The organism is Marinobacter sp. MDS2 (assembly GCF_030718085.1).
Taxonomy (GTDB): domain Bacteria; phylum Pseudomonadota; class Gammaproteobacteria; order Pseudomonadales; family Oleiphilaceae; genus Marinobacter.
The window spans coordinates 1,580,031-1,603,984 of sequence record NZ_JAVAJF010000001.1 but is presented as its reverse complement, the minus strand read 5'-3'; the positions used below and the strand labels follow the sequence as shown (position 1 = coordinate 1,603,984).

General features: G+C 56.0%; 23 protein-coding genes. 15 read left to right on the top strand and 8 right to left on the bottom strand.

Annotation, left to right across the window (positions count from 1 at the left end; genetic code table 11):
- The first annotated feature begins 1 nt into the window (after position 1).
- Complete coding sequence (gene arsJ, locus Q9245_RS07640; RefSeq protein ID WP_305896570.1) at positions 2 to 1,213, top strand: organoarsenical effux MFS transporter ArsJ; 1,212 nt, start codon at positions 2 to 4, stop codon at positions 1,211 to 1,213.
- Complete coding sequence (locus Q9245_RS07635; protein WP_305896569.1) at positions 1,206 to 2,312, top strand: DUF3524 domain-containing protein; 1,107 nt, start codon at positions 1,206 to 1,208, stop codon at positions 2,310 to 2,312. Before arsJ ends, Q9245_RS07635 begins: the two co-directional genes overlap by 8 nt.
- 3 nt (positions 2,313 to 2,315) lie before the next feature.
- Here Q9245_RS07635 and Q9245_RS07630 read toward each other — a convergent pair whose 3' ends face one another.
- Entirely contained in the window at positions 2,316 to 2,717 is a 402-nt protein-coding gene (locus Q9245_RS07630; protein WP_305896568.1) for an acyl-CoA thioesterase, read from the bottom strand.
- Positions 2,718 to 2,928: 211 nt separating this feature from the next.
- On the opposite strand from Q9245_RS07630, the gene Q9245_RS07625 reads away from it, so the two are divergent.
- From Q9245_RS07625 to phoU, 5 genes are all read left to right on the top strand, one after another.
- A complete protein-coding gene (locus tag Q9245_RS07625) occupies positions 2,929 to 3,978 on the top strand; it encodes a substrate-binding domain-containing protein (protein WP_305896567.1) in 1,050 nt (349 codons plus the stop codon).
- 107 nt (positions 3,979 to 4,085) lie between these two features.
- Complete coding sequence (gene pstC / locus Q9245_RS07620; protein ID WP_305896566.1) at positions 4,086 to 5,474, top strand: phosphate ABC transporter permease subunit PstC; 1,389 nt, start codon at positions 4,086 to 4,088, stop codon at positions 5,472 to 5,474.
- Entirely contained in the window at positions 5,467 to 6,744 is a 1,278-nt protein-coding gene (gene pstA, locus Q9245_RS07615) for a phosphate ABC transporter permease PstA (RefSeq protein ID WP_305896565.1), read from the top strand. The genes pstC and pstA overlap by 8 nt, the downstream gene beginning before the upstream one ends.
- Positions 6,745 to 6,755: 11 nt before the next feature.
- Positions 6,756 to 7,643 carry a phosphate ABC transporter ATP-binding protein PstB gene (pstB, locus tag Q9245_RS07610; protein ID WP_371824793.1) on the top strand — a complete coding sequence of 296 codons (888 nt, stop codon included), beginning with the start codon at positions 6,756 to 6,758 and terminating at the stop codon, positions 7,641 to 7,643.
- Positions 7,644 to 7,673: 30 nt separating this feature from the next.
- A complete protein-coding gene (gene phoU / locus Q9245_RS07605) occupies positions 7,674 to 8,396 on the top strand; it encodes a phosphate signaling complex protein PhoU (RefSeq protein WP_305896564.1) in 723 nt (240 codons plus the stop codon).
- 177 nt (positions 8,397 to 8,573) lie between these two features.
- Here phoU and Q9245_RS07600 read toward each other — a convergent pair whose 3' ends face one another.
- The 5 genes from Q9245_RS07600 to mnmH form a co-directional block, all read right to left on the bottom strand.
- Complete coding sequence (locus tag Q9245_RS07600) at positions 8,574 to 8,939, bottom strand: histidine triad nucleotide-binding protein (protein ID WP_305896563.1); 366 nt, start codon at positions 8,937 to 8,939, stop codon at positions 8,574 to 8,576.
- A 41-nt stretch (positions 8,940 to 8,980) separates the two neighbouring features.
- Positions 8,981 to 10,276 carry an FAD-dependent monooxygenase gene (locus Q9245_RS07595; RefSeq protein ID WP_305896562.1) on the bottom strand — a complete coding sequence of 432 codons (1,296 nt, stop codon included), beginning with the start codon at positions 10,274 to 10,276 and terminating at the stop codon, positions 8,981 to 8,983.
- Positions 10,277 to 10,368: 92 nt separating this feature from the next.
- Positions 10,369 to 10,923: an aminoacyl-tRNA deacylase gene (locus tag Q9245_RS07590; RefSeq protein WP_305896561.1), complete on the bottom strand. Its 555-nt coding sequence runs from the start codon at positions 10,921 to 10,923 to the stop codon at positions 10,369 to 10,371.
- 165 nt (positions 10,924 to 11,088) lie between these two features.
- Complete coding sequence (locus tag Q9245_RS07585) at positions 11,089 to 11,922, bottom strand: mechanosensitive ion channel family protein (RefSeq protein WP_305896560.1); 834 nt, start codon at positions 11,920 to 11,922, stop codon at positions 11,089 to 11,091.
- Positions 11,923 to 12,040: 118 nt separating this feature from the next.
- Positions 12,041 to 13,156: a tRNA 2-selenouridine(34) synthase MnmH gene (mnmH, locus tag Q9245_RS07580; RefSeq protein WP_305896559.1), complete on the bottom strand. Its 1,116-nt coding sequence runs from the start codon at positions 13,154 to 13,156 to the stop codon at positions 12,041 to 12,043.
- A gap of 114 nt (positions 13,157 to 13,270) precedes the next feature.
- Here mnmH and Q9245_RS07575 point away from each other — a divergent pair, with 114 nt between their 5' ends.
- Positions 13,271 to 13,930, top strand: a complete 660-nt coding sequence (locus Q9245_RS07575; RefSeq protein ID WP_305896558.1) for a methyltransferase — start codon at positions 13,271 to 13,273, stop codon at positions 13,928 to 13,930.
- 485 nt (positions 13,931 to 14,415) lie between these two features.
- Here Q9245_RS07575 and Q9245_RS07570 read toward each other — a convergent pair whose 3' ends face one another.
- Positions 14,416 to 14,796, bottom strand: a complete 381-nt coding sequence (locus Q9245_RS07570) for a VanZ family protein (RefSeq protein ID WP_305896557.1) — start codon at positions 14,794 to 14,796, stop codon at positions 14,416 to 14,418.
- 95 nt (positions 14,797 to 14,891) lie between these two features.
- On the opposite strand from Q9245_RS07570, the gene cysZ reads away from it, so the two are divergent.
- From cysZ to Q9245_RS07535, 7 genes are all read left to right on the top strand, one after another.
- Positions 14,892 to 15,641 carry a sulfate transporter CysZ gene (gene cysZ, locus Q9245_RS07565; RefSeq protein WP_305896556.1) on the top strand — a complete coding sequence of 250 codons (750 nt, stop codon included), beginning with the start codon at positions 14,892 to 14,894 and terminating at the stop codon, positions 15,639 to 15,641.
- Between the two features lie 17 nt (positions 15,642 to 15,658).
- The gene (gene rapA / locus Q9245_RS07560; RefSeq protein ID WP_305896555.1) at positions 15,659 to 18,523 is read left to right on the top strand and encodes an RNA polymerase-associated protein RapA; all 2,865 of its coding nucleotides are present in this window, start codon (positions 15,659 to 15,661) and stop codon (positions 18,521 to 18,523) included.
- Positions 18,524 to 18,661: 138 nt separating this feature from the next.
- The gene (locus Q9245_RS07555) at positions 18,662 to 21,109 is read left to right on the top strand and encodes an acyl-CoA dehydrogenase (RefSeq protein ID WP_305896554.1); all 2,448 of its coding nucleotides are present in this window, start codon (positions 18,662 to 18,664) and stop codon (positions 21,107 to 21,109) included.
- A 14-nt stretch (positions 21,110 to 21,123) separates the two neighbouring features.
- A complete protein-coding gene (gene crcB, locus Q9245_RS07550) occupies positions 21,124 to 21,504 on the top strand; it encodes a fluoride efflux transporter CrcB (RefSeq protein ID WP_305896553.1) in 381 nt (126 codons plus the stop codon).
- Positions 21,505 to 21,767: 263 nt separating this feature from the next.
- Entirely contained in the window at positions 21,768 to 21,974 is a 207-nt protein-coding gene (locus Q9245_RS07545; RefSeq protein WP_008939715.1) for a cold-shock protein, read from the top strand.
- Between the two features lie 257 nt (positions 21,975 to 22,231).
- Positions 22,232 to 22,843, top strand: coding sequence for a Yip1 family protein (locus Q9245_RS07540; RefSeq protein WP_305896552.1), 612 nt, complete (start codon positions 22,232 to 22,234; stop codon positions 22,841 to 22,843).
- Positions 22,844 to 22,954: 111 nt separating this feature from the next.
- Positions 22,955 to 23,245 carry a type VI secretion system PAAR protein gene (locus Q9245_RS07535; protein ID WP_305896551.1) on the top strand — a complete coding sequence of 97 codons (291 nt, stop codon included), beginning with the start codon at positions 22,955 to 22,957 and terminating at the stop codon, positions 23,243 to 23,245.
- A gap of 5 nt (positions 23,246 to 23,250) precedes the next feature.
- Here the strand turns inward: Q9245_RS07535 and Q9245_RS07530 are convergent, their stop codons facing one another.
- Positions 23,251 to 23,880 carry an HPP family protein gene (locus Q9245_RS07530; RefSeq protein WP_305896550.1) on the bottom strand — a complete coding sequence of 210 codons (630 nt, stop codon included), beginning with the start codon at positions 23,878 to 23,880 and terminating at the stop codon, positions 23,251 to 23,253.
- Between the last annotated feature and the right edge of the window lie 74 nt (positions 23,881 to 23,954).

Genomic DNA, 23,954 nt, shown 5'->3' with positions numbered 1-23,954 from the left:
TATGACTGCCTCCATACGCCAGTACCTCGTGATTACCGGTAATTACTGGGCGTTTACCCTGACCGATGGCGCGCTGCGCATGCTGGTGGTGCTGCATTTTCATCAGTTGGGGTATTCGCCGCTGGCCATCGCCTTGTTGTTCATTTTCTATGAGTTTTTCGGGGTGGTGACCAATCTGGTGGGGGGCTATCTCGGTGCCCGGCTTGGCCTGAATCGCACCATGAACATCGGGCTGTTTTTGCAGATTGTTGCTCTGGTGATGCTGGCGGTGCCAGCCGCCATGTTGACCGTGCCTTGGGTGATGGCGGCGCAGGCTCTGTCCGGTATTGCCAAAGATCTCAACAAAATGTCGGCCAAGAGCGGTATCAAAATGTTGGTGCCGGACGACCAGCAAGGCCAGCTGTATAAGTGGGTGGCCATTCTCACCGGCTCCAAGAACACTCTGAAAGGCGTGGGTTTCTTCCTGGGTGGTGTGCTGCTTATGTCAGCTGGCTTCACGGGAGCCGTGGTGCTGATGGCTGTGGTACTCGGGCTGGTATGGTTGGCCAGCCTGTTTTTGCTCAAACAGGAACTGGGTAAGAGCAAAGCAAAACCCAAATTCCGCGAAATCCTGTCCAAAAGCAAAGCGATCAACGTGCTTTCGGCGGCGCGGATGTTCTTGTTTGGCGCTCGGGATGTCTGGTTTGTGGTGGCGCTGCCGGTGTATATGGCGACCGTATTCGGCTGGGATCACTGGAAGGTGGGCGGATTTATGGCCAGCTGGATCATTGGCTACGGCTTTGTTCAGACCATTGCGCCCCGAATTACCGGCCACACTGATGGTAAATCCGGCGCGGTGCTGTGGGCTGCGCTGCTGGCGGTGATTCCGGCGTCGATTGCCGGCGCTTTGATGGCAGGGTGGTCGGCCCAGTTGGTGGTCATTGGGGGATTGCTGCTGTTCGGCGTGTTGTTTGCCATCAATTCATCCCTGCACAGCTATCTGATTGTCAGTTATGCCCGGGGCGATGGCGTTTCGCTGGATGTGGGCTTCTATTACATGTCCAACGCCGCTGGCCGGCTGTTGGGCACCGTGTTGTCCGGATTGGTTTATCAGGCATACGGCTTGGAAGCGTGCCTGTGGATATCTTCTGCTTTGGTGGCCGTTGCTGCCCTGTTTTCGGTTTGGCTACCCGAACGAACGGCTCACCCGGCGGCGGAGCAAGGGAGTGCGTGATTCCAAACCCCGCATTCTGCTCCTGTCAGCCTACGATGCCGCCAGCCATAAGCGCTGGCGAGAGCAGCTGATTGAGTTGTTGCCGGATTACCACTGGCAAAGCTTGACCTTGCCCCCGCGCTTTTTTCAGTGGCGAATCCGGGGCAACGCCCTGAGCTGGTTCGATGAGCCCTGTTTACAGGAACCCTGGGACTTGGTGATTGCCACCTCCATGGTGGACCTCGCAACCTTGCGGGGGCTGAACCCTCAGTTGGCCCGCACGCCCTGCGTGCTCTACATGCACGAAAATCAGTTTGCCTTCCCGATCAGCCAACAGCAGCAGGATCGCGTGGAACCCCAGATGGTGAATCTGTACAGCGCGATGGCGGCGGATCGTGTGGTGTTCAACAGCGCCTGGAATCGGGACAGCTTTTTAGCGGGCGCCCAAGCCTTACTGAATAAACTGCCGGATGCCGTGCCGGACGGAATCATTGAACGTATTCAGCAAAAATCCGATGTGATTCCGGTACCCATAGAAGACCGTTTGTTCACAAACGAACCCCGCGCTATCAACCGTGCCTGCCCCCACATGCTGTGGAATCACCGCTGGGAATACGACAAAGGCCCAGACCGATTGCTACACTTCCTGGAGCGGCTGGAGCAGAGCCGGCAGCCCTACAACTTGAGTGTGGTGGGGGAGGGTTTCCGAAATCACCCGAAGGCGTTTGGCGAGGTTCAGACTAGGTTTGCCCATCGGCTCGAACATTGGGGCTTTCTGGCCAGCCGCTCCGAGTACGATGATTTATTGCGTAAGGCGGATGTGGTGCTTTCCACTGCTCTCCATGATTTCCAAGGCCTGTCGATGCTGGAGGCCATGGCATCCGGATGTATTCCTTTGGCCCCGGACCGGTTGGCCTACCGTGAATACGTGCCCGCGAGTGGTCGGTACGAAAGCCACGAGCAAGACGCTGAAGCCGAGGCAGATTCCGCGCTTCATCGCTTGCAAAGCATTCTGGACACACCGCCGGTATGGCGATCGCCCGAGGCATGGAAGGCCTCGGTGTTGGCACAACGCTATCGAACGCTAGTTGATGAACTGATCGAGGCGGGGCGGTGCTAGTGACTATGGCTGGTCTGGCACTTCCCGTATGCGGCCCTGATCATCGATCGCTACATAGATAAACAGCCCTTCGGTGACCTTTCGAGGTGTCTTGGCGAAGCGGTCCAGCATCCACACTTCTACATTGATCTTCATGGAACTGCGGCCAATGTCCACCAGTTCGCAATAGCAGCTTACCTGGGAGCCCACGCGCAGCGGCGATAAAAATTCCATTCGGTCCATGGCGACCGTTGCGCTGCGGCCACGGGAAATACGCCCTGCCATGGTGGCGGCGGCAATATCCATCTGTTTGACCAGCCAACCGGCAAACACATCGCCATTCGCATTGGTGTCGGAGGGAAGTGGCACTACCTGTAGGGTAAGCTCGCCGCGTGGGTTCGGTTTATCATCATCAAACGCTGTCATGGGTTGGCCTGTTACTGCTGCTGTTATGAGTTGTTTTGCCTGCATGGTAACGCTGTGGCGCCGGTCTGCAAGCATATTCGACTAATGATGGTGATAGCGCGTCGCAATTTTTATGAAAAGCTGTAACAAAGTTGTCACAGAGTCTCTTTAGGATGCAGTTATCGAAGAACGAAATACGTAAACAGCGTCCACCCATATTGGAGATAACTACGTGATGAAACTGAAATCAGCTCTGACGTCTGTTGCTTTGGCGGGTAGCCTTGCCGCCGTATCCGTGCCGGCGATGGCCCGCGACACTGTAAACATTGTTGGCTCTTCAACGGTGTACCCGTTTGCAACCGTGGTGGCCGAGCGCTTTGGTCGCAACACCGATTTCCCGACCCCGAAGCTTGAGTCCACCGGTTCCGGTGGTGGTTTGAAGTTGTTCTGCGCCGGTATTGGCACCCAGCATCCGGATATTACCAACGCGTCTCGTCGCATGAAGAAAAGCGAGTTCGAGATGTGCCAGAACAACGGCGTGAAAGACATCACTGAAGTGAAAATCGGCGCTGATGGCATTGTGATCGCCAACTCCAAAGATGCGGATCCGATGGATCTGAGCCTGCGGCAGGTGTTTCTGGCTCTGGCCAAAGAAGTACCGGACCCGAAAGGCGGCGACAAGCTGGTTGCCAATCCTTACCAGAAGTGGAGCGACATTGACTCCAGTCTGCCGAACAAAGAAATCAGCGTAATGGGTCCGCCACCGACTTCCGGCACCCGCGATGCCTTTGTTGAAATTGCCATGGAAGGTGGTTGTAAGACCTTCGACTTCATCAAGGCAATGGACAAGAAAGAAATGCGCAGTGTTTGCCACAGCATGCGTGAAGACGGTCTGTTTGTTGAAGCCGGCGAGAACGACAACCTGATCGTTCAGCGTCTGGCTCAGGATAAAGACACTTTGGGTATCTTCGGCTACAGTTTCCTTATGGAAAATGCCAGCCAGATTCAGCCAGCTACGATTAACGGTGTTGAGCCGACACCGGATAGCATTGCTGATGAAGACTATCCGGTTGCCCGGTCGCTGTTCTTCTACATCAAAAGTGCCCACGTGAGCGTGATTCCGGGTATCAAGGAATACGCCGAAGCGTTCACCAGTGAAAGTGCTTGGGGTGACAACGGCTATCTGGTTGATGTTGGCCTGATTCCGAACCCGCGGAACGTGCGCATGGAAGTGGCCAAAAAGGTACGCAACCTGACGCCGATGACCGGTAACGAGCTCTGAGCATCGCTCAGAATCATCAAGGAAGATGAGAGAATGCGAGCCGAAAGGTTCGCGTTCTTTTGTTGTATCTGACAGAAGCTAATTATTCACATAACACAGAGAACTCTATGCAAACGGCCAATCTATTGCCCCTGATTCTGGTGATTGCCGTCATAGCCTATGGATTGGCGTACATGCGGTCGCGAACGGTTGCTGGCCCGATGGGTGGTATCCGTAACCTCAAGGCATTGCCCTTTTATTACGCTGCCCGGGCAGCTTTGTGGTGTGCCATTCCCGCCTTGATTGTTTTGAGCACTTGGGCAGCGTTTGAAGGCAAGGTGATTCAAAATCTGGTCGTGGGTTCCCTGCCGACCGAAATGCTGCCGCAATCGGCAGGTGAAGCCAGTTTGATTATGTCCCAGATCAATAACGTCGCGGCGGGTAAGCTAAACCCGGATTTTGTGCCGACGGACGTTGTCAGTGCTGCTGATAAGCTGGGCATTTTGAAAGCCCAGAGCAGCCAGTTCAAAACGGTTTTGGTGGTGTTGATTGCCGTGCTCGGTGCCGCTTTTGCGTGGAGCCGGGTGCAGCCCCAGATCAATGCCCGGGAGAACGTCGAGCGTACACTCCGGTGGATCTTCTTCGCCTGTGCGGCGTTGGCGGTACTGACCACGGTCGGCATTGTCTTCTCCGTGATTTTCGAAACCGTCCGGTTCTTCGGCAAGGTGCCGATTACTGAATTCCTGTTTGGTACGTCCTGGAGCCCGCAAACGGCACTTCGGGCCGATCAGGTGGGTTCCGACGGTGCGTTTGGCATCATTCCCCTGTTTACCGGTACCTTGCTGATTTCTGCGATCGCTTTGCTGGTGGCCGTACCCACCGGTTTGTTGTCTGCGGTCTACTTGTCTGAATACGCCTCGAAATCGGCTCGGTCCGTCATCAAACCGTTGCTGGAAATGCTCGCGGGTGTGCCGACCGTCGTTTACGGTTTTTTTGCGGCGTTAACAGTGGCGCCTTTTATCCGCGATCTGGCTGAAGCGATCGGGTTGGAGGCCTCCTCCCAGAGTGCGCTGGCAGCAGGCCTGGTAATGGGCATCATGATTATCCCGTTCGTATCGTCGCTTTCAGATGACGTGATCAACGCGGTACCTCGCACCCTGCGGGATGGCTCGCTCGCGCTCGGCGCTACCCAGTCCGAAACCATGAAGAACGTAATTTTCCCGGCGGCTTTGCCCGGCATCATGGGCGGTATTCTGCTGGCGGCGTCCCGGGCGATTGGTGAAACCATGATTGTGGTCATGGCAGCCGGTCTTGCGGCCAACCTGACCGCCAATCCGCTGGATTCGGTGACCACGGTTACGGTTCAGATCGTCACCCTGCTGACCGGTGACCAGGAATTCGACAGCGCCAAGACCCTCGCAGCCTTCGCCTTGGGCATGATGCTGTTCATTCTGACCCTGGCCCTCAACATGATTGCCCTGAAAGTGGTTCGCAAATATAGGGAACAATATGACTAACCAACGCACGCAGGCGGAAATTGTCCGCCAGTCGCTGAAGCGACGCTACCGCAAGGAGCGCAGGTTCCGGCTCTATGGCATGACCGCCATCGCCGTTGCGCTGCTGTCTTTGGTGGTGCTGTTCACCGATATCATCGGTAAGGGCTACACCGGTTTCATCAAAACGACGATGACTCTGGAGGTAGTGCTGGACGGTGAGCAGATGTATCTGGAGGATCCGACGGATAAAGACCAGATCTCTATGGCGGATTTTCAGGCACCGATCATTGCGGCCTTGCAGCGCTATTTCCCGGAGGCGCAGTCCCGAAAGGACGTTCGTCAGCTGAGCCGGTTGTCCGGAAACTACGCCAGCAACCAGATTCGTGATCTGTTGCAAGCGCAGCCTGAACTGCTGGGCTCCACGCAGACGCTGGAGTTTCTGGTCCACGATACCGTCTCGGTGTACGTCAAGCATGCCGACAACCCGGCCTACAGCATTCGATTGTCCGAGCAGCAACAGCGCTGGGTGGATGAGCTGGTGGAGCAGGGCGTAGTAACAACCAGTTTTAATGACGTGTTTTTCAGTCGCGGAGATTCCCGGGAACCGTCCAACGCGGGCATTCTGGGCGCGATTGTAGGTTCGTTGCTGACGATGCTGGTGACGTTAGTGATCGCATTCCCTACCGGTGTGGCTGCGGCGGTGTATCTGGAAGAATTCGCCCCGCAAAACAAACTGACCGACTTCATTGAGGTGAACATCAACAACCTGGCGGCGGTGCCGTCCATCATCTTCGGTCTGCTCGGGCTGGCGGTGTTTATCGGCGTGTTCGGGATGCCCCGGTCGGTGCCCGTGTTGGGTGGTTTGGTGTTGGCGTTGATGACTTTGCCTACCATCATCATTTCCAGCCGGGCGGCGATCAAAAGCGTTCCGCCGTCCATTCGCGAGGCGGCGGAAGGTATTGGTGCCTCCAAGATGCAGGTGGTACTGCATCACGTCATTCCGCTGGCGATGCCCGGCATGATGACCGGCTCGATCATTGGTATGGCGCAGGCGCTCGGTGAAACCGCGCCCCTGCTATTGATCGGGATGGTGGCGTTTATCGTCGAAGTGCCGGAAGGCTTCTTCAGCTCCGCCACTGTGCTTCCTGTGCAGATTTATCAATGGGCCAGCAGTGCCGAGCAGGGCTTCGTGGAGCTGGCCTCTGCCGGCATCATGATCTTGCTGGCCTTTATGATTTCCATGAACGGTTTGGCCATTTGGTTGCGTAAACGTCTAGAGCGCCGGTGGTAAGGAGTACAGCGATGAACAATATGAGTGCAACAGCGATGCGTACCGAGAATATGTCCGACAAGGTGGCTAAACCCGTGATTGATGAAAAACCTGAAAACGCAGTGATTACCGAAGGCACCACCGTAGGCCGACCGTTTGCCGACGACCCGAAGTTCAAGCTGCGCAACGTGGAAGTGTTCTATGGCGAGAGCCCGGCCATCAAGAACATCAGCCTGGATATTGGCCGCAACGAAGTGATTGCGTTTATCGGACCGTCAGGCTGCGGTAAATCCACCTTTCTGCGGTGCCTGAACCGAATGAACGACAGCATCGATATCTGTCGGGTGAAAGGTTCACTGATGTTGGACGATCAGGATATCTACGACCCCAAGCGGGATGTGGTGGAACTGCGAGCCCGGGTTGGCATGGTGTTCCAGAAGCCGAACCCGTTCCCGAAGTCGATCTACGACAACGTGGCCTACGGCCCCCGGATTCACGGTTTGGCGAACCGCAAGTCAGACCTGGACGACATCGTTGAAAACAGCCTGCGCAAAGCCGGTTTGTGGGACGAAGTGAAAGACCGTCTGGATGCCAGCGCAACCGGTATGTCGGGTGGCCAGCAGCAGCGTTTATGCATTGCCCGTGCGATCGCTGTGAGCCCGGAAGTGATCCTGATGGATGAACCCTGCTCGGCGCTGGACCCCATTGCAACCGCGAAGGTCGAAGAATTGATCGCGGAAATGTCGGAAAGCTACACCATCGTGATTGTAACCCACTCGATGCAGCAGGCAGCTCGGGTTTCCGATCGCACCGCTTACTTCCACCTTGGGCATCTGGTGGAAGTGAACGACACCGACAAAGTATTTACCGCCCCTGATCACCAATTGACCGAGTCCTACATTACCGGTCGTTTTGGTTAAACCGGTCTGGCACAGCTGGAGACGCAAAGCATGTCCAATTCAAAAGATGATGTATACGGCGACCACATTTCCGCCAAATTCAACGACGAACTGACCGAACTGAAAACCCAGTTTCTGAACATGGGCGGTATGGTGGAGAGTCAGGTTGAGCAGGCGATTGAGGCGCTTACCGATAACAACAGCCAACTGGCCGAAGATGTTCGGTTGAATGACAAAACCGTTGACCGGATGGAAATGGATCTCGATGAAGAGGCCATCCTGGTGATTGCCCGTCGCCAACCTGCAGCGCGAGATCTGCGTTTGGTTATTTCTGTGATCAAGATGGTCGCTGACCTTGAGCGCGTGGGCGATGAGGCGAAAAAGATCGCCAAAATGGCGATCAAGCTGTCTGAAGAAGGGCAGGCTCCGCGTGGCTATGTGGAAATTCGCCACATCGGTAAGCACGTGCAAAGCATGCTGCACGATGCACTGGACGCGTTCGCCCGGTTGGATACCGATCAGGCATTACGTGTTATGAAAGAAGACAAACAAGTCGATGAAGAGTACCAGGCCGCCGCGCGCGCTTTGCTGACCTTCATGATGGAAGATGCCCGTAATATCACCCGGTGCATGATGGTGATGTGGGTATTGCGCGCTTTGGAGCGCATCGGCGATCACGCCTGTAACATTGCCGAACACGTGATTTTCATGGCCAAAGGTGAAGACGTGCGGCACGCTTCCATGGAAGAAACTGAGCGGGTGGTTGGGCGCTGAAGTCTAGTTGGGAGGTGGGCCGCTATGCGGAGCTGCTTTCCCGGACACGCTCGAGCCATCCCTGGTCGCTCAGCTTTGGCCATCCATGGCCAAAGATGGTCCGGGAAAGCAGCTCCGCACATCGGCCAATCCGGCTTGGGTGAGGCTGCCCGTTCCCGCGACCATCAGAGCAGATAATCAGGCCTGCTTCATCTTGTCGGTATACGGCGGCCAGCCCAGAGGCTTGCCTGCCAGCAGGTGCAGGTGGATATGGAACACCGTCTGCCCTGAGTTCTCGCCGCAGTTCATAACCACCCGGTAGCCATCTTCGGCAAAGCCCATGTCCTTGGCTAGCTTGGCCGCCACCCAGTACAGATGCCCCACCACTTCCCGGTCGTCTTCTTCGATGTCGTTGATGGTGGCGATGTGTTTCTTCGGAATAATCAGCAGATGCACCGGCGCTTGCGGGTTGATGTCCTTGAACGCTAGGGTCAGATCGTCTTCGTAAACGATGTCGGCCGGGATCTCCCGGTTGATGATCTTGGTAAAGAGTGTTTCAGACATGATGGCTCCTTGGTTGTTCTTTGAATCCGTTGAGTGTTTATTTAAAGCCAGTTTGGCATAGGTAACCGGTTGGTGATTTCCCGAAATATCGCCGGCGGCTGGCTGTCCAGCCCCATGGCGTAGCGGGCCACTTTGTTGCGGGCAAAGGGCAGGGCGCGGGCTGCGCCAAGGCCAAGGTTGCGGGCCAGGTGCAGCGGCGGAATGGTGTTGCTGAACAGGTGATAGAACAGGTCCATGGCCAGCATCATGCGCCGGTTTGCCGGGCGGCGTTGTTGCTCATAAAGCCCCAGCCAGTGGGCGCTGGCGAGATCCTCTCCGCCGCGGCGTGCTTCTTTCAGCAGGCCCTGCAAGCATTCGGCGTCCTGAAAGCCCAGATTCACCCCTTGCCCGGCCAGCGGGTTGATGGTGTGGGCGGCATCGCCGGTGAGCACAACGCGGCTGGAATAGTATCGTTTGGCGTGTTGTCGGGCGATGGGGAAGCTGCCGCGTTCTTCAATATGAGTCAGTGGCGGCAGTTCCTGTGGAAACGCTTTCTGGATTTCAGCCATCAAGGCCTCATCGCTCAGGCTCTTCAGGCGTCCGATAGCGGCGGGAGAGTCGTACCAGACCAGTGAACCTCGGCTTTCACCCGGAAAATGGGCACCGGCGCTGTATAGCGGCAAAAACGCTCTGGGGCCGGAAGGGTAAAATCCCTGCCAGGTAATGTCCTGCACCTCGCCCTGATAGCGCACGGAAATAATCATCGCTTGCTGGCTGTATTGGTCTTTGGTGATGCCGATACCGGCCATGTCTCGGACCCGGGATTGGCCGCCATCGGCGCCAATCACCAAAGCCGCTGTCAGCTCTTGGCCGTTTTCAAGGGTAACTGTGGCATGCGACTCGGTTTGGGAAATGCTGGAAACACCGTAGCCCGCCAGTATAGAAACACTTGGTTCAGCCTCTGCCGCTTGCCATAGCCCTTTCTGGGTGACGGAGTTTTCCACAATGTGGCCAAGGTGCGTGGCATTGAGCCCGTCGGCAGTGAACTCAACGTGATTGACGGTTCTGGGAAGCAGGTTGCTCAAAGGGTGGGGGGCTTCGTCCCAAACAGCGAGGCGCCGGTAGGGCGAGGCTCGCATCGCGAGAATATGATCCCAGGCGCCGAGGCTTCGCAGATAGGCTTCGCTGCCGGCACTCAGAGCAGACACGCGAATATCCGGCGCAGCGTCCGGGCTGAACTCCGGGGCCGGAGCGCGGTCCACCATGGCAACATTGAAGCCTTCGCGCCCCAAACCGGTGGCAAGAGCGGCGCCGACCATACCGGCGCCGACGATCACAATATCAAAAGCTTGAGTCATATCGGGTTCCTGTCTGATGCCCACAGTTTACGCGAAGGCAAAGAACAGACAAGCGATGGAACGCAATCGACTCGGTGGCTTGATGACAGCGGTCAACCGGTCATGCCGGTTACCCGCTGGCGTGAGGGCTCGGTGGATTGCTGGCGCCCCTTTAACATCCACGCTGGTTTTTGTGTGCCCGGTTTTTTGAAACCGCGAGTCAGCACCAAAGGCTGCACAAGGTTGAGAAAGTCTCTGGTCTTCATGTGCAGGGTTTCAGTATGGCTGCCGGCGGCGAACGCCAAGTCTTCCTGTTCGGTCAGTGCTTCAGCGCAGTAGACGGTCATGTCGAAAAGGTTGCCAAAAGGCGGCATGGCACCCACTTCACAGTCCGGGAAACGATCCTGAAAGGCCTGTTCGTCGGCGAGATCCACGAAGTCCGTATCGAGAATTCTGGACAGACTGTCCCATCGAATGCGCCAGGTGGCCGGCATCACCAGCATGGCCATTTTGCCATCGAGTTCCAGAATGACGGTTTTGGCCACTTTGTCACCGGCGATCTGGACGTGGTGAGCAAGTTCCTGTGCGGTGAAGGCGGGAGGGTGGTTGAGGCACATGTATTCGGTGCCGGATTGGTCCAGGAAATCTTTAAGCTGTTGTACTGGCATAAATACAACCTCCTGACAGTACGGACAGGAATGTAGAGCCTTCCGAAAAAAATCCCGGGCCGGCTCCGGTAGCCGGCAGAGCGTTCTCCGCCTGCCTTACCGACAGCTTAGCCCAGGATTTTTGGTTTGCGAATAACCGGTCCTGTCTGTGTGACAGGGTTCCGGTTAATCGGCTTTGATCATATGCACGTCGCGCTGAGGGAACGGAATAGAAATACCTTCCGCATCGAACGCCTTCTTCACACGTTCCTGCATGTCCCAGTAGAACGGCCACAGATCCGCAGAACTGGTCCAGGCACGAACCTTCAGGTCAACAGAGCTGTCGCCCAGTCCGCCGACGACGACCATCGGTTCCGGATCTTTCAGGGCACGTTCGTCTTCTTCAATCAATCGCTTGCAAATGGCTTTCGCTTTGTCGATGTCGTCGTCGTAACCGATACCGAATGTCATATCGCAGCGTCTGGTTTCGTAGACGCTCATGTTGGTCAGGCTGGAGTTGGACAGGTCGCCGTTGGGGATTACCACACGGCGGTTATCGAAGGTGTCAACAATGGTATAAAGAATGCTGATTTCGCGCACTGAACCGAGGAAACCCTGGGCTTCGATGACATCGCCCACCTTGAAAGGTTTGAAAATCAGGATCAGTACGCCACCGGCAAAGTTGGCCAGGCTGCCTTGCAATGCGAGGCCGACAGCCAGACCGGCGGCACCGATAATCGCGATGAAGGAGGTGGTGGCAATGCCGATCATCGAGGCAACGGAGATCAGCAACAGAATCTTGAGCAGCGCACCGATCAGGGCACACAGGAATTTGTTCAGGGTGGGGTCTTTTTGGCCCAGTTTGTTGTCCAGTACCGACACAAAACGATTGATCAACCACAGGCCGATGATCAGAGTGACAATGGCCAGCAGCACTTTAGGCGCATAGGTCATGACCATTGCGATGCCTTGCTCCAGTAATTCGGAAGCTTTGCCGCTATCGCTGAATAGCTCTTCCATAGAAACGCTCCTTGATGTTTTTGGTGTTCGTGATAACAGGGTAACTTACTGTCTTAACGGACTTAACTTGGTCCAGTATAGGCACGTATCCTAGAGTCAGCGAACCGCGTGATGCAAATTAGGCTCGGTTGGGCCAAATGTTGTGATGGGTTTTGGCATACTCGATGATTTCCTGGGGGCCGCCTCGTGCCAGTATCCGGCCTTGTTTCTGGCTAAGCTGGTAGTCGTACATAGGGTCGTAGTAGTCGTTGAGCAGGTTTTCGATCCAGCGGTTGTGTGCAGCAACGGACCCTTTCTCCTGTTGTTCCAAAGCCTGTTCCATCTGGCTGCGCAATTGCTGATGCCGCTCACCGCCCAAACGCTTGCGGATGCGGTCCAGCGCGCTAAGCAGGTACTCACGGAAATTCAGCCAACCGGCTTCTTCTCCGTCGCGGGCGACGTAATCGGCCATCATATTTTCCACATAATCGGTCCGGATGATGGCAATGCGCTCTTCCATCGGTTGCTCCAGTATCAGCAAACCGGATTCGCTCATCCGAGCTCGCAGTCGCTCCGGCATAGCGCAGCGGCCAATCAGTCGGCTTTCGTCTTCCAGATAAACGGGGCCGCCAACGTTATGGTGGGCTTTCAGCATTGCCACTGCTAAGCGGTTCTCGAAGTCGATCTGGGACGGTTGCGGGCTGACTTGTCGGCCAAAGCTGGAGCCTCGGTGATTGGCCAGTCCTTCAAGATCCACAGGGTTGGGCAGGTCGAGCAGAACGCGGGTTTTGCCCGTGCCGGTGCGGCCACTGAGAACCTGGAACTCTTGCTTTTCGATAAGCGCATCAAGACTGTCGATCAGGAAGCGGCGCAGCGCTTTATAGCCACCCTTAATCAGCGGGTAGTCAATGCCAGAATCCTTGATCCACTGCTGGGTCAGACGGGAGCGAAGGCCGCCACGAAAGCAAAACAGGTAGCCGTTCGGATGCCGGGTGACAAAGCGTTTCCAGGCTTCGATCCTTTGTGCCTTGAGGTCGCCTGAAACCAGTTGGTGACCGAGCTCGATGGCCTTGTCCTGTCCTTTTTCTTTGTAGCAGATGCCGATTCGGTGACGTTCTTCGTCGTTCATCAGGGGCGCGTTGACGGCACCGGGGAAGCTGCCTTTGTCGTACTCAATCGGTGCTCGCACATCCATTAACGGCACATCGTTCAGGAACAGGTTCAGGTAATCATCGGTATCGGGTCTACTGGCCATGTCCTCGGGTCACTGTGGTTTTGAGTGAGCTGGAAGTATACCGGACTGCCATTAACCCGGCATCCTGGCTGAGGGTACAATGTCGCTCGTTTATGTACCTGATCAGGACCTATGATGACGCCAGAACATCTTAATCAGCACCTTCGTAAGACCTTGAGTCGAGGGCGCGTCGCCGAATCGGCACCCGCGGGCTGCCCGAGTATGCCGCTTTATTTGTTTGATCCATTGGTCCTGGAAGGTCCGCTCAGTCATGACGAAGCGCAAGCGGTGGTTGCCGAGCCCGCCTATTGGTCGTTCTGTTGGGCCAGCGGACAGGTGCTGGCACAGTGGATTCTGGATCACCCGGAGTTGGTCCGGGGCAAAACGGTGCTGGATTTCGGGTCCGGATCGGGGGTGGTGGCGGTTGCGGCGGCCCGGGCGGGAGCCGCCTGCTCGATCGCCTGCGATATTGATCCGGCAGCACTGGATGCGGCAGCCGCGAACGCACGGCTGAACGGTGTGAATGTGGAGCTGTGTGACGATTGGGCAAACCGGCCGAAGGATCTGGATTTGATTACTGCGGCCGATGTGCTTTACGACCCTGAAAACCGGCCGCTCTTGGCCGCCTTTCAAGCCGCGGCGAAACAGGTCCTGCTGGCGGATTCCCGGGTTAAGGATTTAGGCAATGCGGCCTATGTGCGCCAAGGCATGGTTGAGGCACGAACCTGGCCAGACCTGAACGAATTCGAAGAGTTTAATAAGGTTCGAATTTATCTGGCAGAGGGTGGGGAGTAGCAAGCGGGAAGGCTGGAAAAATAAAGGGCGACTCGAAAGCCGCCCTTTACAGGTACTGAACCGCCATCCTGAGCAGTTCACAGTCGGAACAAATAGCGCGTCCTTGCGCGGTGAGCAACAGCCATGTTGCTGGATCCTTTGCCTTTCCCTGGTGCCGGCGTCCGAGCCGGCAATCCAATTCGTTTTCCCTTAAGCGAAGCGTCCCTGTGTCCTTGCCTCTCCCCTCAATCCATGTGGGGGTGCGTCCAATGCGTCGTCCATTTCCCTGTCATCCCTGACGAGAAACACTATACCAAGGCTTTTGTTGCACGCCTGTGACCCTGGTGCGCAAAGTTGCATCTGTTTTCAATGAATTGCGAAAAAGTGTCATTAAATTAATGTGTTATGCGTTGTTTGGTGCGTTCGGCGATGGGCTGCGCACGTCATGAAGCCAAAAGTTCCTACGGCCTTGTGAGATATCTCTTACAAGGCTGTGGGGTTTTATCTTACGTAGTTGCCCCGGCGCGCCGAATGCCCGGCCAGGGCAGTATGCCGATGGCAATGCCCAGTGCATCGGCCAATACATCTGCCAAAGAAAAATCCCGATAGGGCAGCGTTGCCTGGATGGCTTCCAGAACGAAACCAAAGCCCAGCAAGGCCGGCACATACCAGTAAAAAGCGAGGCGTGGCCAGGCCAGCCGGGTGACGATGGTCAGCTCGGCAAAGGCGATGAAGTGATTGATCTTGTCGTTGTCTGACGACGGGATGGGGTAGCTCTGACTGGTGGTCGCCAGATACAAAATAGCCGCGAGGGAAAGGAAGAGCACGGCTTGCCAGAGCCGGGTTTGGTGTAAGAGAAAGTGAAGGGTTTGTCGAAAACGACGCATAGGGAAATCCGAGAGTAGTTGCAGGCTGTGGGATTGTGCGTGACATGATATGCTTTGCGCCCCGTTATTGTCATGGCAGCGGAGGACCACCAGCAATGCTCAAGGGAAACTTTTTTCGAGGACTGGGCTACCTGGGAGAGGGGTTCAGGCTGATTCGCCAACCCGGCCTTCGGCTGTTCGTGATCATTCCACTTGTGATCAACGTCCTGTTGTTCGGACTTTTGTTTTACTTCCTGGCTGAGTTGTTCGCGGTCATGATCGCCGGCGCCATGGCGTGGCTGCCGGACTGGGCCTGGCTGCAAGCCTTGGACTGGCTGTTTTGGCTACTGTATGGCGTGGTGATCTTGCTGATGCTGGCCTACGGCTTTGTCATCATCGCCAACCTGATTGGCTCGCCCTTCTATGGCTATCTGTCCGAATTAACGGAAAAGCACCTTACCGGCCAGGAGGTCAGTACCGAGGGGAGCTGGGCGGCCATTATTAAAGACATTCCCCGGGCGCTCTGGCGCGAAGTGCAGAAGATCGCCTATTACCTGCCACGGGCGTTGGGTTTGTTCATTATTGGCCTGATTCCTGTCGTCAATTTGGCAGCGGCCGTGCTCTGGTTCCTGTTTAACAGCTGGATGATGGCTCTGCAGTACGTGGATTTCCCTGCCGACAACCACAAGGTCAGTTTCCCCAAACTGCGCAAAGACCTCGCGGCCAGCCGATTGTCGGCTCTGGGGTTTGGTTTGCCGGTCGCTCTGGCCGCCATGGTACCCATCCTGAACCTGATTGTGGTCCCGGCCGCTGTGTGCGGTGCAACCGCTTATTGGGTTCGCGAAAACGATTCTAAACATCAGTAACTTGTATTGGAGGTTTCTTGGAAACATCGGAATTTGCCATCGGCCAGCGTTGGGTCAGCCACAGTGATACGGCATTGGGATTGGGTATTGTTACTGATATCTCCGGTCGTCGAGTCACCCTGGGATTTCCTGCGGCCGATGAGGAACGCACATACGCCATCGATAATGCACCTTTGTCCAGAATTGTGTTTCAGCTGGGCGAGGACATAGAAACCTTTGATGGCAGCAAATATACCGTGCGAGCCGTAGAAGAAGTCGGCGGCATTCTGATGTACCACGCTGATGACGGCGAACAGACCGTGCAGGTTTCTGAAGTAAAATTGGCGGGATCGGTGAATTTTTCGGCGCCCCACCAGCGTTTGTTTGCCGGCCAGTTTGATCGCAATGGCGCCTTCCGTTTGCGTGTGTCCACGCTTGAACACCAAGACCGGCTTCGTGCGTCTGCCGCGCAAGGGCTGATTGGTGCCCGCACCCAGCACCTGCCTCACCAGCTGTACATCGCCCATGAAGTGGCGCGTCGCCACGCGCCACGCGTGTTGCTGGCAGACGAAGTGGGGCTGGGTAAAACCATCGAGGCCGGCCTCATTCTGCACTACCAGTTGCATACCGGTCGGGCGCGCCGAGCATTGATTGTGGTACCCGACTCGCTCATGCACCAGTGGCTGGTTGAGATGCTGCGCCGGTTCAATCTGAGATTCTCGATTGTCGATCAAGGCCGCTACGACGACATCAAGGCCCAGGAAGACGATGTGGATGCGTTGGTAAACCACATCTTTGGTGATGACGATGATGGCGAAAATCCGTTCGAATCAGACCAGTTGGTTCTGTGCAGTCTGGATTTTCTGGTGAACAGCGAAAAAGCCCGCAACCACGCCTTGGCCGCGGGCTGGGATTTGATGGTGGTGGACGAAGCCCATCACCTGGCGTGGGCACCAGAACAAGCAAGCCCGGAATACAACGTGGTTGAGGAACTGTCTGCAGCCAGTAAAGGCCTGTTGCTGTTGACCGCAACCCCGGAACAGGTGGGCATCGCCAGCCATTTTGCCCGTTTGCGCTTGCTGGACCCGGCCCGTTTCCACGATTTGGAAACGTTCCGTGCGGAAGAGCAACAGTACGAAGCCATCAATTCGGTGGTGCGCCGGCTGCAGGCAACGCCGGATCAAATCGCGGAAGAAGATCAAGCCGCGCTGCAGAGCTGGTTGGGCGACGAACTGACCGAGTTACTGACGCAAGACGATGCGCACCAAGCCATTATCGACGCCCTGTTAGACCGTCACGGAACCGGGCGAGTCTTGTTCCGAAATACCCGCGCCGCCATTAAAGGTTTCCCGGAGCGCCAGCCGCTGCCGGAGCCTCTGCCGTGTCCCGAACTCTACGAGCAGGCCCGGTACGGAGATGTGGGTCTGGCACCCGAACAAACCGCGGCGGAAGAGAAGTGGCTGGCGGAAGACCCCCGGGTGGCTTGGTTGGAGAAAAAACTGGCCAGTCTGCGACCGGCAAAAGTGGTTGTCATCTGTGCCCGCGCCGATACGGCCATGGCACTCGAGAGTTATTTGCAGTTAAGGGCGGGTATTCGCAGTGCCGCCTTCCACGAACATCTGAGTCTGGTTGAGCGGGATCGTGCTGCGGCGTATTTTGCCGACACCGAGCAGGGCGCTCAGGCGTTGATCTGTTCGGAAATCGGCAGTGAAGGCCGCAACTTCCAGTTTGCCCATCACCTGGTGTTGTTTGACCTGCCGGCGAATGCCGATTTGCTGGAGCAGCGGATTGGTCGTTTGGACCGGATTGGGCAGACCGAGGCCATCAAAATCCATATACCCTACCTGCAGGGTACCAGTCAGGAAGTTCAGTACAGTTGGTTCCAGGAAGGTTTGAATGCTTTCGCGGAAAGCTGTGCCGTAGGCGTTGCGGTGCATGAGCACGTCAGTAGCGATTGGCAGAAGGCCCTCGACGGAGACCAGGCGGCACTGGAGCCATTGCTGGCGGCCAGCGCCGACGAAACCGAGCGCTTGAAAACTCTGTTGCATAACGGGCGGGATGCACTGATCGAATTAAATTCCTGCCGCCGGGATGAGGCAGAAGCCCTGATCGCCGAGATCGAGAAAGAAGAAGGTTCGGCTCAGGTGCGCGATTACATGGTGCAGGCTTTCGATATATTGGGTGTCGATATCGAAGACCACAGCGAACACGCCGACGTACTTAAGCCTGGCGAGCAGTATCAGTCTGGCCACGTCTCCGAGCTGCCGGAAGACGGGCTGACGGTGACCTGGGAGCGTGAACAGGCGCTGCAGCGTGAAGATATGGCGTTCATGAGTTGGGAGCACCCGATGGTAACGGGCGTGATGGACTCGGTGACCAGTTCGGGCTTGGGTAAGGCCGCGCTGGCCAATCTGTCAGTCAAAGCGCTGCCGCCGGGAACTCTGCTATTGGAAGCCGTGTTTGCCGTGCATTGCCCGGCCCCCGAGAGCCTGCAATTGACCCGCTACCTGCCGGTGTCGCCGCTACGACTGGTGGTGGACGTCAACGGCCGTGATCTGTCGAAGGCATTGCCCCATGACCGTCTGAACGAGTTGTGCTCGAACATTCGTCGGCGCACAGCCCAGGCGATCGTGCCGAAGATCCGGGCTGAGGTGGAAACCATGGTGGATCATGCAGAACGGCTGTCTGATCCGCATCTGGAGCCCCTGAAAGAGCAGGCTCTGGCTCAGGTTGGCGCAGGTTTTGAACCGGAGATCCGGCGCTTGGAGGCGTTGAAAAAGGTCAATCCGGCAATTCGTGATGAGGAAATCGACTTCCTGCGTGACCAGTTGGCAGCAGCGCGTGAAGCGGTGGGCCATGCCAGTTTGGCGTTAGAAGGCATCCGGGTGATCGTAACATCGTGATGTAAACGGTGAATGTGCGCTCAGGGTTATCTAGCGCAAGGGCTCTTGTTAAGGTAAGTTGGATAAGCGATTCATTAGCTGGAGCCTTGGGTCAATACGACAAAGGCTTTAATCCATGGAAGACAGAGAGAACCTGAAATGACTTTGATTCTTTTTCTGGCGGCACTAGCCGGCTTGCTGTTTGTGATGCGCCGAGAGTCGGGCGCCAAGCATGCCATTGGCGTGATGTTGGTCGTGGGCGTGCTATCCCTGTTTATCGGCTCGGGCTGGTTAAGCCTGGTGCTGTTCGTTGGTGCAGCGATCACGGCTGCGGCGGGTTTGCCTCAATTCCGTATCAACTGGCTCACCCCGCGGGTGTTTGCCATGTTCAAAAAAGTGGCGCCCAAAGTCTCGGAAACCGAAAAGGTCGCGTTGGAAGCGGGCACCGTGGGCTGGGATGGTGAGCTGTTCACCGGTCGGCCGGATTGGCACAACCTGTTGATCAATCGTCACAATGGGCTCAATGAAGAAGAACAAGCCTTCGTGGACAACCAGTGCACACAAGCCATCAGCATGTGCAATGCCTGGGATCTTGCTGTTGAGCGTGCCGATTTGCCGAAGGAACTGTGGGATTTTCTGAAGAAAGAAAAGTTCTTCGGCATGATCATCCCGAAAGAATACGGTGGTCTGGGTTTCTCAGCGAAAGCACAGACCGCGGTGCTACAGAAGTTGGCCGCGAACGAAATGTTGATGGTCACTGTCGGGGTGCCAAATTCTCTCGGCCCCGGCGAGCTGCTGTTGAAATACGGAACCGAGGAACAGAAAAAGCACTATCTGCCGCGCCTGGCCGATGGTCGCGAGATTCCTTGCTTTGGTTTGACCGGGCCTCGTGCCGGTTCGGACGCTACGTCATTGCCTGACACCGGTATCGTGTGCAAACAGGAAGTTGACGGAAAAGAAGTACTGGGTATTCGCCTCAACTTCGAGAAACGCTGGATCACTCTGGCCCCGGTGGCCACCGTAGTCGGGCTGGCGTTCCGGATGTTCGACCCTGACGGGCTGCTGGGCGACACCGAAGACCATGGTATTACCTGTGCCTTGATCCCGCGCGATACCGATGGCATGGAAATTGGCCGCCGTCATTGCCCGATCGGTTCACCGTTCATGAACGGGCCGATTAAAGGCAAAGACGTCTTCATTCCGCTGGATTTCATCATCGGTGGTCAGGAAATGGCAGGCCAGGGCTGGCGTATGCTGGTTGAATGTCTGTCGGTTGGCCGCTGTATTACGCTGCCGTCCGGTGCTGCCGGTGCAGCTGCGTACTCGGTGGGTACGGCGGGTGGCTTTACCCGCGTTCGCCGCCAGTTCAATACCCCGGTGGCTGAAATGGAAGGTGTGCAGGCACCTCTGGCGCGAATTGCCAGCAAGACCTACATTGCCCAGTCGGCGGTTAATCACACGGCGAACATGATTGATAGGGGTGAGAAACCGGCGGTGCCGTCTGCCATCCTGAAGTATCACCTGACCGAGTTCCAGCGTGACATTCTGACCGACGCCATGGACGTGCACGGTGGTAAAGCGGTCACATTGGGGCCCCGCAACTATCTGGGCATTGGCTACAGCGGCATGCCGGTATCGATCACGGTGGAGGGGGCCAACATCATGACCCGCAGCCTGATGATCTTCGGGCAGGGTGCCATTCGTTGCCATCCATACGTATTGAAAGAGCTGGCCGCCAAAGACAACGACGACCTGAAAGCCTTCGACGAAGCCTTCTTTGGCCATGCCGGGCTGATCTTCGGCAACGCCGCGCGGGCCTTTACTCAGGCCTTTGGTATCGGTAAAGCGGACGTGCCCCTCGACAGTGCGTCCAGCCAATACGCGCAGGCGTTGGCCCGCTTCAGTTCTGCGTTTGGCCTGTGTGCCGATGCGGCTATGTCCACGTTGGGTGGCGAGCTGAAGATGCGTGAGCTGCTGTCTGCTCGTTTGGGCGATATGCTGGCGAATCTGTATTTGGGCTCCATGGTGCTGAAGAACTGGCACGAAGGACAGCCGGCTGAAGGCGAGAAAGAGCTGATGGAATACAGCATGACCTTGCTGTTGAACCGCACCGAAACGGCGCTCGACGAGTTCCTCAAGAATTTGCCGAACCGTCCGGTGGCCATGGCACTGCGGGTTATCACCTTACCGCTTGGCCGTTGCTGGGCAGAACCCAGCGACAAGTTGACCCGGGCGCTGGCCCAGGCCATCTCCAAAGATACGCCGCTGCGCAATAAGTTGCTGGCCGGTGCCTGGACCACTGACGGTGAAGGCGATGTTCCGAATCCGGTGGCCCAGTACAACCATCTGCTGAAGGACTACGACAAGGCGGAACAGTTGTATCGGAAGGCTACCAAAGCCTACGCCAAGGGCGAACTGCCGATGACCGCCCTGCATCCGGAAGAGCGGTTCGAGGCGGCTCTCAAGGCCGAGGTGTTCACTCAGGAAGAGGCCGAGTTCATGCGTGAGTATGAAGCCTTGGTACTTGAAATGCTGACCGTGGACGACTTCCCGTTTGATGAGTTTGCCCGAAACAAGGACACGCTTATCGACCACAACCCGGCTTGAGGAATTGAGCTGAAATGTGGCTTTCTGCCCTTGCCGTGAGTGTTGGCGCCGTGATCGGCGCCAACCTTCGCTGGGCCCTGGGCTTATGGCTTAATGCGTCATACCACGCCATTCCTTGGGGAACCTTGGTTGCTAACCTGTCTGGCGGCTGGCTGGTAGGCATGTTGATTGGCTTTTTCAGTCACAACAGTGCGTTGGCTCCGGAATGGCGCTTATTTGCGATTACCGGATTGTGTGGCGCGTTGACGACCTTCTCGACTTTTTCCCTGGAAATGTTTGGTGCGCTTCAAGACGGCAAGTGGGCCGCAGCTCTGGCGGGGGTCCTGTTGCACGTTATCGGTTCAATTCTGATGACCGCTTTGGGCGTCTGGACGTTCGCAATACTGAAAGGTTAAGCCGTCGGAGATGGTCCGGTTTTGGACTGTGTATCTTTACCTACAGAAATTCTCACAAAGACCCTTGGCAAGCCCGATTTTCCAGAGTAGAGTGTTTACTGAAGGAAAGATTAGCAAAGCAGTTCATGAATAAGACGTACCTCCGCAGTTAGTAGTGCCGTCCTGTTTTTGATCCCGCGAGTTCAGTTTTTCCGTATACACGCTGACCAGCGCCAGATTGGTGTGTGGCGGCAGAAAAATGATTGATTTCAGGAAGTTTACGTATGTCTACTGTTACCGGTACTGTTAAGTTCTTCAACGAAGCTAAAGGTTTTGGCTTTATCACTCGTGAAGGCGGCCCGGACGTATTTGTTCACTACAGCGCCATCCAAGGCTCAGGATTCAAGACTCTGGCCGAAGGCCAGCAGGTCGAGTTCACCGTAACTCAGGGCCAGAAAGGTCCTCAGGCGGAGAACGTTGTAGCTCTGTAATCGTTAAGATTCAGGCACAGCATTAAAAGGCAGCTTCGGCTGCCTTTTTGCGTTTCTGGGGAAGGGCAAATCGCCGCTTTGGCCTCTTGCAAGAACCAAATGATCTGACTGCGCGCGTCTATGAACGAAATGGAATCAAATGTTCCTGTTACGCTCGCCGTTCTTGACTATAGTTAAGACTACAAACGGCAGAAAACCTGATTGGCTTTGGGTGCCGTGTGTCCCGATACTAACAACAGTAAAATGCGGGGTAGTTTATGCTGCTGTCTCATGCGTTCGGTCTCTTTACCCATCCCGGCGAGGAGTGGGCATCGATACGTAAAGAACATGAAAGTCCGATGAAGCTCTATGTCGCCTATGTGCTGGCATTGGCTTCCATTGCGCCAATTTGCGCCTATATCTCCACCGCCCATTTCGGCTGGACAGTCGGTAACGAGCGGTTGATCAAGTTAACGGAAATCAGTGCGCTACAGCTGAGTATCCTGACCTACATCGCGATGCTGGTGGGTGTTTTTGCGCTGGGCTATGCCATTAACTGGATGGCCAAAACCTACGGCGCGAAGGAAGAACACGTGCCTTCCAACGGCATTGCGCTTGCGGCTTATTCCTGTACACCCATGTTCCTGGCAGGCTTCGCGTTGCTGTATCCGGTTCCGTGGTTTAATGCCTTTGTGTTCCTGGCGGCTGCGGCTTATAGCGCTTGGCTGATGTACGACGGTCTGCCCATAGTCATGGGTATCGAGAAAGAACGGGCCGTCATGTACGGCGGAGCTTTGCTCACGGTTGCTCTGGTGATACTGGTATCAACAAGAGGTGGCTCGGTCATTCTGTGGAATCTGGGGGTTGGTCCGGTCTTTATCAGCGGCTGATAGTTCAGCATTAATGTGCGGCACTTCTAAGGATGCAAGTGTCGGCTTGGGTTGGGGGCGCTATCGTTATAGGATGGCGGCCCTAAGCTCAATTTTGAAAGGAATCAGATGATGAGTAAGCCCATTGTGCTTTTGGGTGATCTGGGCATGGATCACGCCGGCTTCCCTCCCACGCCTGTCATTGCAGGTTCTCCCGATGTCTTGGTTGATGGCAAGCCCGTTGCCAGATTAGGCGATCCTCTAGCGCCTCACTCCAAACCGAAACACCCACCCCATCCCCGGACCATTGCAGCCGGTTCAGCGACCGTCATGATAAACGGGCAGCCCGCGGCGATCACGGGCAGCGCAGTCTCATGTGGTGGCGTCACTATTGGCAGTGGCACCGTTATCATCGGTAGTTGATGTCTTTACTGCGCCACTGAGGAGGCTGCTGATCCGGCCGTAGTGGTTTTAGTCGACCAGAGCGGGTAGGGAATGCCTGCGAGCCGGTTCATGGCAAAAGCATGAGCGAGCAGCAAAGCGACGCCCGCCATCAACACAGGCAGCTGGGCCGGGTCAGGCATCAGCCCCAGGGATACGATCAGCGCTGTTGCGCCCGCTGGCGGATGTGCAACATTAAAGAGCACCATTAAGCAGCCTGTTAACCCTAATGATAGGGCTGCGGCTCCAACGCGAGGAAGGTCTACGCCAGTCAGAAACGCCGATGATTGCTCTTGTAAGCCGAACAAATAGAGGCTCAGTAAGCCCATTAATGCGCCAATCAAATGGCCGCATAAGGTGTTTTTAGGCGAGGCGGGTTGAGCCATCGGGATGTAAAAGAGGATAAACGCAGTGGCTCCGAGTGACGGAAATATAAACGCTTCCTGAGTAACCAGAGCGACAAACGCCACCAAGGCAATGCTAAGGCCGCCGTTAATCAGATTAAATCCGGCGAGAACAGTCTTGCGGCTGTATCGTTGCGCCAGATTTTCCAGATGAAGCGCTTTGAGCAACCCTACTGCCAGTTGCCAGCGTAATCTTTCGTTACGAATGCCCATGCCAATCCTATTGCACCAAAAAGGTGCGCCATATTAAGGGTGGTCGAAAAATAAGACAAACAAGGATTTTCGAT